At 44.3% G+C, this 15470-nt stretch carries 14 protein-coding genes; 12 read left to right on the forward strand and 2 right to left on the reverse strand.

Annotation, left to right across the window (positions count from 1 at the left end; translation table 11 throughout):
- Positions 1-136: 136 nt before the first annotated feature.
- The 7 genes from BM283_RS08345 to BM283_RS08375 all read left to right on the forward strand — a co-directional run bounded on the left by BM283_RS08345 (position 137) and on the right by BM283_RS08375 (position 7103).
- Positions 137-1672, forward strand: a complete 1536-nt coding sequence (locus BM283_RS08345; RefSeq protein ID WP_090691950.1) for an ABC transporter permease — start codon at positions 137-139, stop codon at positions 1670-1672.
- Complete coding sequence (locus tag BM283_RS08350; RefSeq protein WP_090691952.1) at positions 1669-3735, forward strand: ABC transporter ATP-binding protein; 2067 nt, start codon at positions 1669-1671, stop codon at positions 3733-3735. Before BM283_RS08345 ends, BM283_RS08350 begins: the two co-directional genes overlap by 4 nt.
- A 29-nt stretch (positions 3736-3764) precedes the next feature.
- Entirely contained in the window at positions 3765-5378 is a 1614-nt protein-coding gene (locus tag BM283_RS08355) for a peptide chain release factor 3 (RefSeq protein ID WP_090691953.1), read from the forward strand.
- Between the two features lie 221 nt (positions 5379-5599).
- The gene (locus BM283_RS08360) at positions 5600-6124 is read left to right on the forward strand and encodes a hypothetical protein (protein WP_090691955.1); all 525 of its coding nucleotides are present in this window, start codon (positions 5600-5602) and stop codon (positions 6122-6124) included.
- 15 nt (positions 6125-6139) lie between these two features.
- Positions 6140-6604 (forward strand): glycine zipper family protein, encoded by a 465-nt coding sequence (locus BM283_RS08365; RefSeq protein ID WP_090691958.1) that lies wholly within the window; start codon positions 6140-6142, stop codon positions 6602-6604.
- Positions 6576-6767 carry a hypothetical protein gene (locus BM283_RS08370; protein ID WP_090691959.1) on the forward strand — a complete coding sequence of 64 codons (192 nt, stop codon included), beginning with the start codon at positions 6576-6578 and terminating at the stop codon, positions 6765-6767. Before BM283_RS08365 ends, BM283_RS08370 begins: the two co-directional genes overlap by 29 nt.
- 99 nt (positions 6768-6866) lie before the next feature.
- Positions 6867-7103, forward strand: coding sequence for a thioredoxin family protein (locus BM283_RS08375; protein ID WP_090691962.1), 237 nt, complete (start codon positions 6867-6869; stop codon positions 7101-7103).
- A 361-nt stretch (positions 7104-7464) separates the two neighbouring features.
- On the opposite strand, the gene BM283_RS08380 is transcribed toward BM283_RS08375, so the two are convergent.
- On the reverse strand, positions 7465-9075 hold the full coding sequence (locus BM283_RS08380; RefSeq protein ID WP_090691964.1) for an NAD-dependent malic enzyme: 1611 nt from the start codon (positions 9073-9075) through the stop codon (positions 7465-7467).
- 346 nt (positions 9076-9421) lie between these two features.
- On the opposite strand from BM283_RS08380, the gene BM283_RS08385 reads away from it, so the two are divergent.
- The 5 genes from BM283_RS08385 to BM283_RS08405 all read left to right on the forward strand — a co-directional run bounded on the left by BM283_RS08385 (position 9422) and on the right by BM283_RS08405 (position 14797).
- On the forward strand, positions 9422-9853 hold the full coding sequence (locus tag BM283_RS08385) for a group III truncated hemoglobin (protein WP_090691967.1): 432 nt from the start codon (positions 9422-9424) through the stop codon (positions 9851-9853).
- Between the two features lie 73 nt (positions 9854-9926).
- Entirely contained in the window at positions 9927-10886 is a 960-nt protein-coding gene (locus BM283_RS08390; protein ID WP_090691970.1) for a bifunctional riboflavin kinase/FAD synthetase, read from the forward strand.
- A gap of 19 nt (positions 10887-10905) precedes the next feature.
- Entirely contained in the window at positions 10906-13725 is a 2820-nt protein-coding gene (gene ileS / locus BM283_RS08395; protein ID WP_090691971.1) for an isoleucine--tRNA ligase, read from the forward strand.
- Between the two features lie 143 nt (positions 13726-13868).
- The gene (gene lspA, locus BM283_RS08400; protein ID WP_090691974.1) at positions 13869-14333 is read left to right on the forward strand and encodes a signal peptidase II; all 465 of its coding nucleotides are present in this window, start codon (positions 13869-13871) and stop codon (positions 14331-14333) included.
- A 128-nt stretch (positions 14334-14461) separates the two neighbouring features.
- The gene (locus tag BM283_RS08405; RefSeq protein ID WP_090691976.1) at positions 14462-14797 is read left to right on the forward strand and encodes a putative signal transducing protein; all 336 of its coding nucleotides are present in this window, start codon (positions 14462-14464) and stop codon (positions 14795-14797) included.
- A 26-nt stretch (positions 14798-14823) separates the two neighbouring features.
- Here BM283_RS08405 and BM283_RS08410 read toward each other — a convergent pair.
- The coding region (locus tag BM283_RS08410) for an ISAzo13 family transposase (RefSeq protein ID WP_139225226.1) at positions 14824-15470 on the reverse strand (647 nt) is incomplete at its 5' end.

A 15470-nucleotide genomic window follows, 5' to 3' on the forward strand; every position in this document is an offset into this window, starting at 1 on the left:
CTGATATTTCCAGCCCCCTAACCTAACTTTACTCCAGTAGAAATAGTTATTATGCCTGTAATGTAAAACTTACCATCAAATTACACTACAATATTTATTCAACTCCTTTTGATAATCATAGCAAATTTAAATTATCATGCCTTTTGACCCGGTTATTCTTTGGACTGATGCGCTAGTTTACTTGCTTGTAGCTACTGTGCTCGCTATTGGGTGGCACATGCAGCGCCACACTCACTTGTTAATGCCATGGCGACGGGTAACCCATAGTGCAAGTGGTATGGCTGCTCTGACCGTTCTGTTTTTTTTCATCCTGATCGGGCTACTCGATACCATCCATTTTCGCCCTGCTTTAGATAAAGTCAGCGATAATTCGGGTGAAAAGGTCTATAGTGTTGAAGTATTGAGTCTTTTTGATATCATTGTGACGCCGTTACGTATTCGTGTAGAAAAAACTTATTCGGCGCCTCTTTCAGCCCACTTGTATACCAAAGAAACCGTGGAATTACCTGATGGCAGTCAAGCACGGGAGTTCACCCGGCTGACGTTCGGTGGTGCTCACCTAGAGGATCCGGAAGTTCAAAGAATAAGTGATATCACTGAGCGATCAATCAGAGGTGCGGCATGGGGATTATTGACCTGGAGTTTAATCGTAATTAGCTTGGGTATGTTATTGGCCAAGCGGGGTAAGATAAATTTTCTACCAATGCAGTCCAAAATTTGGAGTGGCGCGACCGAAACACCCTGGCACGTCATCATGATTACGCTCGGGTTGATACTCATTTTGCTAGGTATAGTTGTTACTCTATCCACCCATTACCATGTGCTGGGTACCGATAAGGTAGGACAGGATGTGCTATATCAATCGCTCAAGAGCATCCGCACTGGGCTCGTAATTGGCACATTGACCACACTCATCATGCTCCCTTTCGCACTGTTACTCGGGATCGCTGCCGGTTACTTCCGCGGTTGGGTAGATGATATTATCCAGTATACCTACACGACATTAAGCTCGATTCCCAGCGTTCTACTCATTGCTGCCGCAGTTTTGATGATGCAGGTATACATCGAAACTCACCCGGAAATGTTTGAGACTATTTTAGCGCGCGCTGATCTACGCTTATTATTTCTTTGTATCATACTTGGCATCACCAGTTGGACAGGCTTATGCCGACTATTGCGTGGAGAGACCCTGAAATTGCGTGAAATGGAATACATTCAGGCCGCACATGCATTTGCTATTTCACATTGGCGGATTATCAGCCGGCATATTCTCCCCAACGTCATGCATATCGTCTTGATCGCTATTGTGATGGATTTCAGTAGCCTAGTGTTGGCAGAAGCTGTACTTTCATATGTAGGCGTCGGTGTGGACCCTTCCATGATCAGTTTTGGCACCATGATTAATGCAGCCAGGCTAGAAATGGCGCGGGAGCCAATGGTATGGTGGACACTGCTCGCAGCATTTGGATTCATGTTTGTACTTGTGCTAAGTATCAACCTTTTTGCCGATGCAGTTCAGAATGCATTTAACCCACGCATTAAAACATTATCAGAAAGAGCCAGCAGGTCATCTCATCGATCAGGTAAAATGTTGCCATCCAATCTGCCTCCATCACGACCAGCTTCTGCTGCCCCCCCTCCCGAAGCAAAAAACAACAAAGTACACTCATGATGCCACTGCTGGAAATTGCGAAACTCAAAACCGTTCTAAATACTGGTTCAGCATCCATTCATGCGGTAGATGGGCTGGAATTAAAAATTTTCAAAGGCGAAACATTTGCTTTACTGGGAGAATCCGGTTGCGGGAAATCCATGACGGCTCTTTCCATCATGCGGCTGTTACCGGAAATAGCAGAAATTATTGAAGGCCACATCAAGCTCGACGGCAATGATTTACTGCTTTTACCAGAAACTGACATGCGGAAAGTGCGGGGTAAGCGCATCAGCATGATTTTCCAGGAACCCATGCTCAGCCTGAATCCAGTCATGACTATTGCCTCACAAATTAAAGAAGTATTGAAACAACATTTTATTTTGCATCATACTCACCTGCACAAACGTATCCTGGAGCTATTGCAGCAAGTTGGCATCCCCGATGCCCCGCGCCGCATGGCTGAATTCCCGTTTCAGTTTTCTGGTGGAATGAAGCAGCGCGTGATGATCGCCATGGCACTCGCTGGTGAACCTGAGCTACTTATCGCAGATGAACCTACTACCGCATTGGATGTCACGATTCAAGCCCAGGTACTTGATCTCATGCGCGATCTCCAGCAACGTACCCATATGGCGATCCTGCTGATAACCCATGACTTAGGTGTTGTTGCTGAAATAGCGCATCGTATCGCCGTCATGTATGCGGGAGAAATTATCGAGACTGCAACCTGTAAAGATTTTTTTCAGCAGCCTGCCCATCCTTATTCACAAAAATTATTTGCCGCTTTACCAGAAAGAGCCAAACGTAATCAGGGTCTTGCTGTGATAAACGGAAATGTTCCTCTCCTGTCACAAGTATTTCAAGGTTGTCGTTTTGCAGAACGCTGTGATCATGCTTGGGAACTATGCCGCCAGACAGTACCCGAATGGATCGAAATAACACCTGGCCATCGGGTTAAGTGTCACCTCTTCAGTAAAGAAAACAGATCTGAATACCAAGTGAATAGGGCGCAAAAACAAACAACTTCATCCGTTGAGGCTTATCAGCCAACACCTCATCAGGACTCAGCGTTATTGAACGTGACTAATCTCAAAATTCATTTCCCTATCTACCAAGGCTTATTCAAACATACTGTTGGATATGTTAAAGCTGTCGATGGTATTTCGCTTACGATCACTCCAGGAAAAACGCTTGCGTTAGTAGGTGAATCAGGCTGTGGCAAAACTACAGTAGGCAAAGGTATTTGCCTACTTATCCCAGTTACAGAAGGAAGTGTGCAGTTTAATGGATCTGAGCTTACTGGATTAACACGTCATCAGCTGCGTAAGAAGCGAGCTGATTTTCAGATTATTTTTCAGGATCCCTACTCATCCCTTAATCCCAGAATGCGCATTATTGATATTCTTGAAGAAGGAATGAATGCATTGCTTCCTGATGATCCTCACCGAATAAAACCTGAGCAACCGTTATCCTCATATCAAAAAGAAAATAGGATAGACGAACTCCTCCAGCGCGTAGGTTTGCCACCTGAAGCGAAATGGCGCTATCCACATGAATTTTCTGGCGGTCAGCGACAGCGGATAGCCATTGCTCGTGCTTTGGCGGTTAATCCTAAGCTATTGATTTGTGATGAACCAACGAGTGCTCTGGATGTTTCCGTACAAGCACAAATCCTAAATTTGCTCAGAACTTTACAACAGAACTTAGGTCTTGCTTATTTATTTATTACGCACAATATATCGGTAGTAGAATACCTGGCTGATGAAGTAGCTGTCATGTATCTGGGGAGAATTGTTGAAAAAGGCTATGTGGATGAGATACTGAACACCCCTAAGCATCCTTACACACAAGCACTTCTTTCGTCAGTGCCAGCGATCGAAGCAACCTCCAATCGCCCAAATAGGACTCACCTGAAAGGGGAATTACCTTCTCCTGCCAATCCACCATCAGGTTGCTACTTTCACCCTCGGTGTCCTTATGTCATGCCAATTTGCCGGAACATCTATCCACAAAAAAGTACATTTAGCCCGACACATAGTGCACATTGCTACCTTTATTCACAGAATCAGAATTCAGCTTAACCAAATAATAAAGTATTTAAGGATTTTCAATAATGATTGCTCAAGAAGTAAAACGACGCCGCACATTCGCTATTATTTCTCACCCGGATGCAGGCAAAACAACATTAACTGAGAAATTGCTTATGTTTGCGGGAGCAATCCATATCGCGGGTAGCGTCAAGGCTCGTAAAGCAAGCCGTTATGCAACTTCTGACTGGATGGAGATCGAAAAACAACGGGGTATTTCGGTCGCAAGCTCGGTAATGCAAATGGAATATCGGGATCATGTCATCAATTTGCTTGATACCCCAGGGCACCAAGATTTCTCCGAAGACACCTATCGTGTGCTTACCGCGGTAGATGCTGCTTTGATGGTCATTGATGCTGCTAATGGTGTGGAAGCACAAACCCTGCGCCTACTGGAGGTATGTCGTGCGCGCAATACACCCATCCTCACTTTCATTAATAAAATGGATCGTGAAGTTCGTAATCCACTTGACCTGATTGATGAAATCGAGCGCACGCTCGGCATGGCAACGATCCCCTTTACCTGGCCAATAGGGATGGGCAAGCAATTTCATGGCGTATTTGACCTTCAACATCACTGCGTGCGCGTATTCCACCCAGGCGCTGACCGTGTTGAAAATGAAAATGAAAGGGTCATCAGTAATCTAGAGAATAAAGCGTTGATTGAACGTTTTGGTGAAAACTTCATTGAAGCGCGCCAGGAAATGGATTTAGTTCGTGGTGTATCGCCGGAATTCGATCATACTGCCTTTCTTGCTGGGAAGCAAACGCCAGTATTTTTTGGTTCAGCAATCAATAATTTCGGTGTACGCGAAATTCTTGATGCACTCATTGAACTCGCCCCTCCTCCTAAATCACGCCAATCCATTCAGCGTGAAGTTCCGCCGGTGGAACCTAAATTCTCAGGTGTCGTTTTCAAAATCCAGGCCAACATGAATCCTGCGCATCGCGATCGTATTGCATTTGTCCGTATCTGCTCGGGTGAATTCAAACGCGGCATGAATCTCAAAATTGTCCGGAGTGGCAAAGAAGTACGTACTAATACAGTCGTTTCATTCTTGTCGCAACGACGGGAACTGCTTGAAATTGCGTATGCTGGTGATATTATCGGCATTCCTAATCATGGCACATTGCAACTAGGCGACACCCTTACTGAAGGGGAAACACTGCATTTCACCGGACTTCCTTTTTTTGCACCCGAAATATTCCAGACAGTCGAAATTGCTGATCCAATGCGAAGCAAACAGCTCAAACTAGGCCTAACACAATTAGGTGAAGAAGGCGCGATCCAGGTTTTTCGCCCCCACATAGGCAGTAGCCTATTACTAGGAGCAGTGGGAAATTTGCAGTTTGAGGTCGTGACACATAGGCTGCAGCACGAATATGGGGTAGATGCTCGCATTGCTGCTGCCAAATATCAATTAGCACGCTGGATTACTGCTAATGATCCCCAGGAACTGCAACGCTTCATCGACTCAAACGCACACCGGATTGCTTATGATGCGGTCGATGCGCCTACATTTCTTGCTTCATTCGCTGCGGAAATTAGTGTAGCGAAGGAGAATTGGCCAGCTATCAGCTTTCACAAAATGCGTGAACATGCGGGATTAGTATTTCAAACCCAGGCGGATTATTGAAAAAAATTAATCTTCTGACTACGCATTTTAATTACCACTTTCGAATCAACAAAAGTCTCAAAAATATATCATTCTTTGAGTTTCAAATATATTTGCCCCTTTCTTTATTCTTACAATGTTATGAAACTTTAATGAAGCTAACTCCTCCAATTTTGATCAAAATAGAAATGGCTTGTTCGAAGTAAAGTTAAGGTATTTGTAAGAATATGATGGAGATTCTCATGATAAAGAATAGCTTTCTATATTTAATGATCGCTTTTCTCGTAATGGTGATGAATGAGGCGGCATGGGCAAATCATAGTCACGGTCACACACATCATAGCCATAATTCTTATAGTTTTGGATTAGGAGTGGGAGTGGGACCAGGTTACGGTGCTGGACCTTTTGGCTACTATGGAGGCTATCGTAGTGGATTTTATGGTAACTATTCTTTTGGCTACCCCTATTATTACAGACCTTATTATCGTAGCGGATTGTATGGCAGTTATTCTTTTGGCTATCCTTACTACTCTCCCTATTATTACGGAACCTACTATGGAGGATATGTGACACCTTTTTATTATCCTCCTGTTTATGTTGCTCCTCCAACCCCCCCGGTTTATATCCAGCAACCAAGTATTCGACAATCTTCCCCGCCACCAGAAACCAATTACTGGCATTATTGTGAAAACCCAGCAGGTTATTATCCTTATGTCAAGAAATGCCCAGGTGGGTGGATAAAAGTTCCTCCCCAGCCTCAAGAATAATTTAAGGAGCTATCCATGCAAAAGATTTTAAGATTCAGTTATCTTTTACCAGCTCTTTTGTGCATCGCATGCGTGCAGATACCTAATGGTCCAAGCGTTATGGTTCTGCCAGGTACAGATAAAAGTTTTGATCAATTTCGTAGCGATGATCATCTTTGCAAACAATACGCTAGTCAGCAAGACCGTAGTCAGACTACCGGACAAGCTTCCATTGCCAGTGGAGTGGAAAGTGCGGCAGTGGGTAGCGCCCTTGGTGCAGCTGCAGGTGCAGCGATTGGAGGTGGACGTGGGGCGGCAATAGGTGCTGGCAGCGGCTTGCTGGCAGGCAGTTTAACTGGCAGCGAAGCAGCTCAAACCTCTAGAAATCTCAGTCAAGAGCGTTATGATATTACTTATATTCAGTGTATGTATGCAAATGGTCACCGTATTCCAGTAGCAGGCCAATTTTTGGATGAGTCTTACGTCAACCAGCCCTATTAATGCTGCTACTATTCCACCTGCGGCAAAAAATATTCCACCAATTGGCGATCCTCCTCTACTTCCATTTCTAAATCAAAACTGGCGCGAAGGCGAGCCGGAGACAGCATCAATAATACAGCAAGGTGAAGCCGATAAAGTCAGTTTTAATTTAGAAATGGAGTAACTAGTTAAGATCGGAAAACAATCTTAATAAGCATTATCAATTATATGTTAGAATTCGAAAGCTATTGGTGCAATTAATAATAAAAGGAGTCTACTATATATGGCAGCGAAAGCTATTTTTTATCATGCGGGTTGCCCCGTATGCGTTGCAGCGGAACACGCTGTGGCCGATGCAATTGATCGTTCAAAATATCAGGTTGAAATTGTGCATCTAGGGACTGATAAATCTCGAATCGGCGAAGCGGAAGCTGCCGGGGTCAAATCAGTTCCAGCGCTTGTAATAGATGGCGCAGCGTTCCACATCAACTTTGGCGCCAGTATTGACGATCTGAAATAATACTTTCATCTTGATTAGTCTGATCGTTAACTTACTAGCACCCCCAGCGATGGGGGTTTTTATTTGGAAAAACCTGGGGGAATACTCAAGCAATTTAGCCCAAATTTAACATTCGCTATAAAATATAGCGACAATCAAACAATTAACACAAACTAATAATTTTTTGTTATTAGCTTATCCTGATCTATAACATGGGTTGTGTGAATACCCCCTACTCATAATACTTTTGATCCGAACTGGAATATCTTTGAGATCGCGTAGGGCTACTATTATACAGCCGTTAAATCATACTGATTAATCATCAAATGCCTGATCAGCTCGTTCTACTGCTGCCTTCAAAATTTCAGAATAGGCTAAAAATTCAATAATTAGGTTCATACATAAGAGTACGAACATATGTCGTTAGATCTTCAGGAAGAGCGTCATCCACGAGCCCTTCCTGCTGAGCAACCTGGCAAATTGCCACGGCAATAGCATGAGAAACACTGCGAATACGGTTAAGTGATGGATAAATTGCACCCACCTCAATTTCCTCTGGTAAAACCATATTTGCAAGCACCCTGGCTGCAATCAAGAACATACTGTCTGTGATCAACCGCGCTCTACTAGCTATCACACCGAGCCCAACACCTGGAAAGATATAAGCATTATTCCCCTGAGCGGGTTTGAATAGTTTCTCGCCCAATCTGAAAGCCGGGAATGGACTACCGCTGGCAAAAATAGCCCGCCCGTCTGTCCATCGATAGGCTTCTTCAGCCGTACACTCTGTGTGAGAAGTAGGGTTGGACAATGCAATGATGACTGGCCGTTCATTAAATTGCGCCATTTTTCTAATAGCCGCTTCACTAAAGGCGCCAGCCACACCCGTCGCCCCAATCAAGACATCGGGCTGAATGCTTTCGATCGCTTCCAGAAAATTGACTGAAGCATGGTCGTGAGCAAAAGGTCGGATGCGCGGCTTAAAGTGCTCACGACCTGATACCACTAACCCTTGTCTGTCCACAAACGAAATCCTTGATCTGGCAACATCTTCACTGAGACCGGCCGCACAAAATGCTGGCATCATCAATTCAGCAATACCGGTCGCTGCTGAACCCGTCCCAAGTAACATAATTTTTAAATCAGTAAACGCTTTGCGCGTTATCCGGCAAGAAGTATAAATACCCGCAAGCGTAACGGCTGCGGTACCTTGAATATCATCATTAAAACAGCGCGCCTGTTTTCGATAACGATCAAGCAGATAAAAAGCATTCTGACTTTGAAAATCTTCGAATTGAATTAGTGCATTGGGAAATTTTGTCTGAATAGCCTGGACAAACTCATCAATTAATGACAAGTAAGCACGTTCTGTTAATCGTGGATGAGGACAGCCCAAGTAAAGCAAATCTTCCCGCAAGGTTTGATTATTCGTTCCAACGTCGAGCATCATTGGCAAGCATTGTGTCGGGTGAATACCTCCACAAGCCACATACAAAGCGGTCTTGCCTATCGAGATTCCCATACCATTCGCGCCCAAATCGCCAAGCCCCAATATCCTCTCCCCATCAGTGACTACCACGATACGTACATCCGTTTCATACCAGTTATCAAGTATCGAGGCGATCTCACCGCGATCCTCCGGGGTAATATAAAAACCCTGTGGCTTTCTGTAGATATGAGCAAATTGCTTACAAGCTTCACCTACAGTAGGCGTATAAACTAGAGGCATGATCTCATCGAGATGATCGATCATAGTCCGGTAAAATAATCGCTGATTGCGCTCCAGCAAGCTATTCAGAAAAATATATTTTTCAATATCGCTATTTTTCCTGCGCAGATTACCTAACGCTCTTTCTTGCTGCGTTTTGATATTCGTTACCTTATAAGGTAGTAACCCACGCACGCCAAATTGATTGCGCTCTTCGCGTGAAAAAGCGGTTGATTTATTTTGAGCTGGATCATCCAACAACGACTTTCCTCGCAATAACTTCATCTCGATCGCCTTATTAAATGAATATCTCGGGTTAAAGCGTTTAAAATTGCTTTATGCTATTTTGTTATAATTATTCTGTTGCAGTCATTTTCTATACATAATGATATTTTCAGCGAAAAAACACATGACACCTCCCTTTATAAATACTTTTGGATTAGTTGTTCTAATCTTAAGCCCCTCATTAGACAATCTATACTGTAACCGATAAACTAGCAGAAAAATTCAAAAAGAAACTATAGACTTATCATCACATGTATTACAGCATACGTCGAGACCAAAAGAATTAGTTTCGCACCGTTGCAAGAGAATTTTTAATCAAAAATATAATTAAAAAAATATAATTATTATGACAGCACATTCCATACCTGCACCTCATCCGGATCTCTATACTGAAGAAGAAGTCTCACGGTTAGTTCATAATTTTTACGCAAAAGCGAGAAAAGATCCTGGTCTTGGGCCAATTTTTGAAGAGCATGTGATTGACTGGGACGCGCATTTCGTTCAAATGACTAATTTCTGGTCGGCGCAGTTACGCGGCACTAGCCGCTTCCGAGGCGCTCCCATGCCTAAACATATTGCTCTTCCAGAGCTCAATGCAGCTCTCTTTAAACAATGGCTACGGCTATTTAAAGAAACGACACTTGAATTGGGCAACCCCGTATTGAAGCAGCATGCAGATACGGTGGCTACTTTTATTGCAGGCAGATTATGGCTCGGTTATCAAATGAGTAATTTTCCAGATCAACAACCGACCGAGCTTTTTGCTGAAACGCGTTGATTTAATTAATAAGACCATCTTGATCGTTTGAAGCAATCACTACGACATCCTTTCCATTAATCAACGTCATATCATGCAAGTTTGCCGAAGGGCTTCACCTAGATCAGAAGCACCGGTAGCATTAACCATAGGTAATTTTGATGGGGTGCATTTAGGCCACCAGGCCATGCTGGCACGTCTGAAACAAGCGGCTAATCAATTGAACATTGCTGCCTGTGTTATGACGTTTGAGCCTCATCCGCGTGAATTTCTGGCTCCTCAGCAGGCACCGACACGTCTTACCAGCTTACGTGAAAAACTGGAACTCTTGGCAGAATCAGGCATAGATCGTGTTTATGTTTACCGCTTCAGCCATGATTTTGCAAAAATTGATGCAGAATCTTTCATAACACATATTCTTCAACAGGAGCTTGCTGTTCGTTGGCTCCTGGTCGGAGAAGATTTTCGTTTCGGTGCTCAACGTGCTGGGAATGTTCAGATGGTAAAAACATTTTCTCAAAGATCGGGCAGTTTTGAAGTAGAAATCATGCCCAATTTTAGTGTGAATGGCTTACGCGTATCGAGCACCGCTATACGGCAAGCATTGGCTTGCGGCAATCTAGATCTTGCTAAACAATTATTAGGGCGTCCTTACAGCATAAGCGGACGTGTCGTGAACGGTGACAAATTAGGAAAACAAATTGGATTTCCCACAGCTAATATCCAACTAAAACATAATCGCCCTCCTCTGATGGGTATTTTCGTCGTTGAAATCAGTAGTGAAGCTAACTCACCTTTTTCTGCAACGATGCGTGGGGTAGCCAGTCTGGGCATACGACCGACCACTCATGCAAAGAGTGAACCCATTCTCGAAGTTCATTTATTCGATTTCCATAAAGAGATTTATGGCTATCATTTACGCGTACATTTTCTGCACAAACTCAGAGATGAGGAAAAATATCCTGATTTAGTTACGCTTACCACGCAAATAGCACGAGATGTCGAGGATGCAAAAGACTTTTTTTTAACTCAGGAAAACCTCGTTTCACAATAAAGAACCACATCAACCCTCCATGACTGACTACAAAAAAACACTCAATCTACCCGATACTCCTTTTCCGATGCGTGGTGATCTTGCCAAGCGCGAACCACATATGCTCAAAGCTTGGCAAGAGAAACAGCTTTATCAGAAAATTCGTGCTGCTAGTCAAGGGCGCCCTAAATTTATTCTGCACGATGGCCCACCCTATGCCAATGGAGATATCCATATCGGCCATGCCGTTAACAAAATCCTCAAGGACATCATTATTAAAAGCAAGACACTGGCAGGCTTTGATGCCCCTTATGTTCCAGGCTGGGATTGTCATGGCTTACCCATTGAGCACCAGATCGAAAAAAAGCATGGCAAACACCTTCCCCCCGATCAGGTGCGTGCACTCTGCCGTACGTTTGCTCAAGAGCAAGTCGAACGACAAAAGGTTGATTTCATTCGGTTGGGCGTATTAGGAGATTGGGAGCACCCTTATCTCACCATGAATTACCAGACTGAAGCAGGTATCATCCGGGCGCTCGGTAAGATTTTTGAAAATGGTTACCTCTATCAAGGACAAAAACCGGTTAATTGGTGTATTGATTGCGGTTCTGCGCTAGCCGAAGCAGAAGTCGATTATGAAAATAAAACCTCACCTGCCATTGATGTCGGCTTTGAAATCGTTTGCAATGATGCGGCTAATCATCCGCTTGCTCAATCATTCGGCATTTTGATACCGCCCGATAAGAAAGCCTATGCTGTCATTTGGACCACTACTCCTTGGACATTGCCTGCCAATCAAGCCGTTTGCGTGCATCCAGATTTTGAGTATGAATTGATTGATACGCCGCGAGGGTTCTTGATTTTGGCGACTGGACTCAAGCAAGCCTGTTTAACGCGCTATCAATTCGAAGGTAAAACGCTGGCTACCTGCAAAGGACGTGACCTGGAGCATCTACCATTGCTCCATCCATTCGATGCGCGCACTGTCATGATTATTTGTGGCAAACACGTCACGCAGGAAGCTGGCACAGGCTTAGTTCATACTGCGCCCGCGCATGGCCTGGATGACTACTTTATTGGTCAGCAATATGGATTATCCAGCGACAGCCCTGTCGGTGGTGATGGTAAATTCAATAGTACGACGCCACTGGTGGGTGGTCTGTTTGTCTGGAAAGCCAACGATGTCATCATCGATGCTTTGCGAGCCAACCACCGTTTATTACATAGTGAAAAGATAGACCATAGCTACCCGCATTGCTGGCGGCACAAAACACCCATTATTTTTCGCTCAACACCGCAGTGGTTTATTGGCATGAATGTAACACAACACACGAGCTCTTCCTCGGCAGAAGCATCGCTGCGTGAACTTGCCAAGAAAGCGGTCGATGAAACCACTTTCTTTCCAGCATGGGGTCGTGCTCGCCTCGAAGCAATGATCAGAAACCGCCCGGATTGGTGTATTTCGCGTCAGCGGAACTGGGGCGTTCCGATGACATTCTTCGTACATAAAGAAACGCATGCTTTGCATCCCCGCACGCCTGAATTATTGGAAATCGTCGCGCAGGAAGTAGAAAAGCATGGCATCGAAGCATGGTTTAAACTTGACGCCGCAACGTTATTAGGTGATGAAGCCAAGGATTACCATAAATTGAGTGATACGCTGGATGTATGGTTTGATTCCGGTACTACGCATGATACGGTACTCAGACATAATCCGCAGCTCAATCATCCGGCTGATCTTTATCTAGAAGGTTCAGATCAGCATCGCGGCTGGTTCCAGTCCTCATTGCTGACAGGTTGCGCCATAGATGGGCGTGCCCCTTATCGCGCTTTACTGACACACGGTTTCGTCGTGGATGGTCTGGGCCACAAAATGAGCAAATCCAAGGGGAATGTCATCGCGCCACAAAAAATTGCAGATACCTTAGGCGCGGATATTCTACGCCTGTGGGTGGCTTCGGCCGATTACTCGGGCGAGTTATTCATTTCCGATGAAATTCTTAAGCGTACTGTTGAAACCTATCGGCGTATCCGTAACACCTTGCGTTTTTTGTTAGCTAATCTTGCCGATTTTGATCCGGCCACAGATAGCTTGCCAATCGAAAATTGGCTGGAAATTGATCATTATATGCTAGCCTATACCGAAGCGTTGCAAAACGAGCTGACCGCACTCTACCAGCGTTATGAGTTTCACCAGATCGTGCACACATTGCATAATTTCTGCTCAGAAGATTTAGGTGGATTTTATCTGGATATCTTGAAAGATCGATTATATACTGCCGCGGTCAAGAGCGTGTCACGCCGCTCTGCGCAGAATACGCTGCATCATATTGCTCATAGCCTCGTACGCTTGTTTGCTCCGATTTTAAGTTTCACTGCTGAAGAAGTTTGGGAACAGCTGGCAACCTCAGCGGGAGATAGTGTGTTTTTACATACTTGGCACAGCTTTCCCACCTACTCGCAATCGCCAGCAGAAACAGACCGGCTCCTTCAGCGCTGGAAACGACTGCGGCTACTACGATCGCAAGTACAGAAAAAACTGGAAGAAGCACGGACACAAGGAACGATTGGCTCATCTCTGGCCGCCATGGTCATCATCCATGCAACGGAAGAAGATTTTGCGCTGCTCAGCTCACTTGGAAATGATTTACGCTTCGTCATGATCACTTCTGAAGTACAACTATATCGAGCATCCAGCAATGAGAAAGAAAATATCACGGTGACAGCCAGCCCGTACGCTAAATGTGAACGCTGTTGGCATTATCGTCAGGATGTCGGTCACAACACGGAGCATCCTACTTTGTGTGATCGGTGCTTATCCAATCTTTTTGGGTCAGGAGAGCAACGTCACTATGCCTAATTCCAATTCTCCCCGTTCATACATAACGCGACGACGGGCTCTCAACACTATCAATAATATCGCAAGAAGAAAACGACGAAGCAGGTTTGATTTAGAACTGGCAAACATCCTTAATCCTATTCGTCCATCGTTACTTTCATCCAATGAAACTCTATTATAGTCTGACAATTGCATTTGTCGTGTTAGTCCTGGATTTAGCCACGAAGTACTGGGTGGAATCCAGGTTACTCTATGGTCAACCGATCCCAGTGACTTCTTTTTTTAATTTATCGCTTGCTTATAACCCAGGCGCAGCCTTCAGTTTTCTGAGCGATGCTTCCGGCTGGCAACGCTGGCTCTTGAGTGGTATTGCACTGATTACTTCAATCGTGATCATCTTTCTATTGCATAAATACGCAGCCAGTAAGCTGTTTTGTCTTGCCTTAAGCCTGGTATTAGGCGGTGCGCTCGGAAATCTTTGGGATCGCATCACATTGGGACATGTCATTGATTTTCTTGATTTCTATATTGGCAACTATCACTGGCCTGCATTTAATATTGCGGATTCGGCAATTTTTGTTGGAGCGGTATTACTCATTTATGATAGCTTCCAGTCAAAAAATCCGTAGAAAAGATCAAAAACAACATAGAGGGTTTAATATCAATGTGAGTTGCCAACAAATTATTCCATTTTGATTTCCAATAAAAAGTACCTAATTTAATATAAACGATTAGGATTTAATTTTATACTTATGATATGAAAAAGCTCTATTCTGCCAGCAATCTGATCGAAGCACAGATGGTCCTTTGTTTGCTAGAACATGCTTATATACCAGCAAAGTTATTTAATACCCATGCACAGGGTGGAGTAGGAGAAATTCCTTTTACCCATACGTACCCTGAGGTATGGATTATTCAAGATAATGATTTTGAAAAAGCACGAGCGATTATCGATATATATGAAAACACGCCAGTTGAAGAAGGGTGTGTGGTTTGCCCAGCATGCCATGAGCAAAATCCACGAAATTTTCAGTTATGTTGGCAATGCGGTGAAGGGTTGGAAATTGTGCATTTGCAATTAAACAATACTTAGGATTTAGCTAAAATAACTTCCCGAAATCAGATTGTTTGTGGGACTGCCCGGTAGTTCCAGCGAGGAAGATAGTCATCAAAGATGATCCTCATATTTTCAAGAAAATTCTCTGCACACTTTTTTCCTGTAACGTAAACCCCGGTCAATATATCCACGGTTACTTTTAAACCCTTGCAGGTTTTGGTCTTCTCCATAAATTGTTTGGCAATGGCGACCGAATGAAACACCCCACCCTGGCAGGCACATGTAATGTGCGAAAACAACCGGTGTTCAATAGGGTTGTACTTTGAGCAGTAAGGCGGATAGTGGGCAACACGAATTTCCAGTCCCAGCCGTTTGGCAAGTACCTGCAAGGCTTCCTTGAACACATGTCGATTGGCGGCGTTACTGCCGCCACCCTCACAGAGAAGCAACAACCGCCGGGCCTTGGGATAGTGCTGGCAACCCTGCTGTTTCCACCAATGCGCCATACTGTCGCAACAAAATTCACGGGTATCGTGGCTGGTATTTAGGTTCATATGCCCTTCGTTTCGCGCCAGATCATAGATGCCATGCGGAATCAATTTGCCTTCACCGGTACTGGGAAAATCATGATCCAAAGCATCTACAGGCGTCTGTGTATAGGGGTAACCTTCTCGACTGAAATTGCCAATCAATTCCTTCTTTTTGGAAT

Source organism: Nitrosomonas sp. Nm34 (genome assembly GCF_900113925.1).
Classification (GTDB): Bacteria; Pseudomonadota; Gammaproteobacteria; order Burkholderiales; family Nitrosomonadaceae; genus Nitrosomonas.

Bases quoted from the DNA above. Each gene is read 5' to 3' on its own strand.
- BM283_RS08380 (WP_090691964.1), bottom strand. From the start codon at position 9,075: ATGAAGTTATTGCGAGGAAAGTCGTTGTTGGATGATCCAGCTCAAAAT.
- BM283_RS08375 (WP_090691962.1), top strand. From the start codon at position 6,867: ATGGCAGCGAAAGCTATTTTTTATCATGCGGGTTGCCCCGTATGCGTT.
- BM283_RS08405 (WP_090691976.1), top strand. From the start codon at position 14,462: ATGAAAAAGCTCTATTCTGCCAGCAATCTGATCGAAGCACAGATGGTC.
- BM283_RS08345 (WP_090691950.1), top strand. From the start codon at position 137: ATGCCTTTTGACCCGGTTATTCTTTGGACTGATGCGCTAGTTTACTTG.
- BM283_RS08360 (WP_090691955.1), top strand. From the start codon at position 5,600: ATGATAAAGAATAGCTTTCTATATTTAATGATCGCTTTTCTCGTAATG.
- lspA (WP_090691974.1), top strand. From the start codon at position 13,869: ATGAAACTCTATTATAGTCTGACAATTGCATTTGTCGTGTTAGTCCTG.
- BM283_RS08390 (WP_090691970.1), top strand. From the start codon at position 9,927: ATGCAAGTTTGCCGAAGGGCTTCACCTAGATCAGAAGCACCGGTAGCA.
- ileS (WP_090691971.1), top strand. From the start codon at position 10,906: ATGACTGACTACAAAAAAACACTCAATCTACCCGATACTCCTTTTCCG.
- BM283_RS08370 (WP_090691959.1), top strand. From the start codon at position 6,576: ATGAGTCTTACGTCAACCAGCCCTATTAATGCTGCTACTATTCCACCT.
- BM283_RS08365 (WP_090691958.1), top strand. From the start codon at position 6,140: ATGCAAAAGATTTTAAGATTCAGTTATCTTTTACCAGCTCTTTTGTGC.
- BM283_RS08350 (WP_090691952.1), top strand. From the start codon at position 1,669: ATGATGCCACTGCTGGAAATTGCGAAACTCAAAACCGTTCTAAATACT.
- BM283_RS08385 (WP_090691967.1), top strand. From the start codon at position 9,422: ATGACAGCACATTCCATACCTGCACCTCATCCGGATCTCTATACTGAA.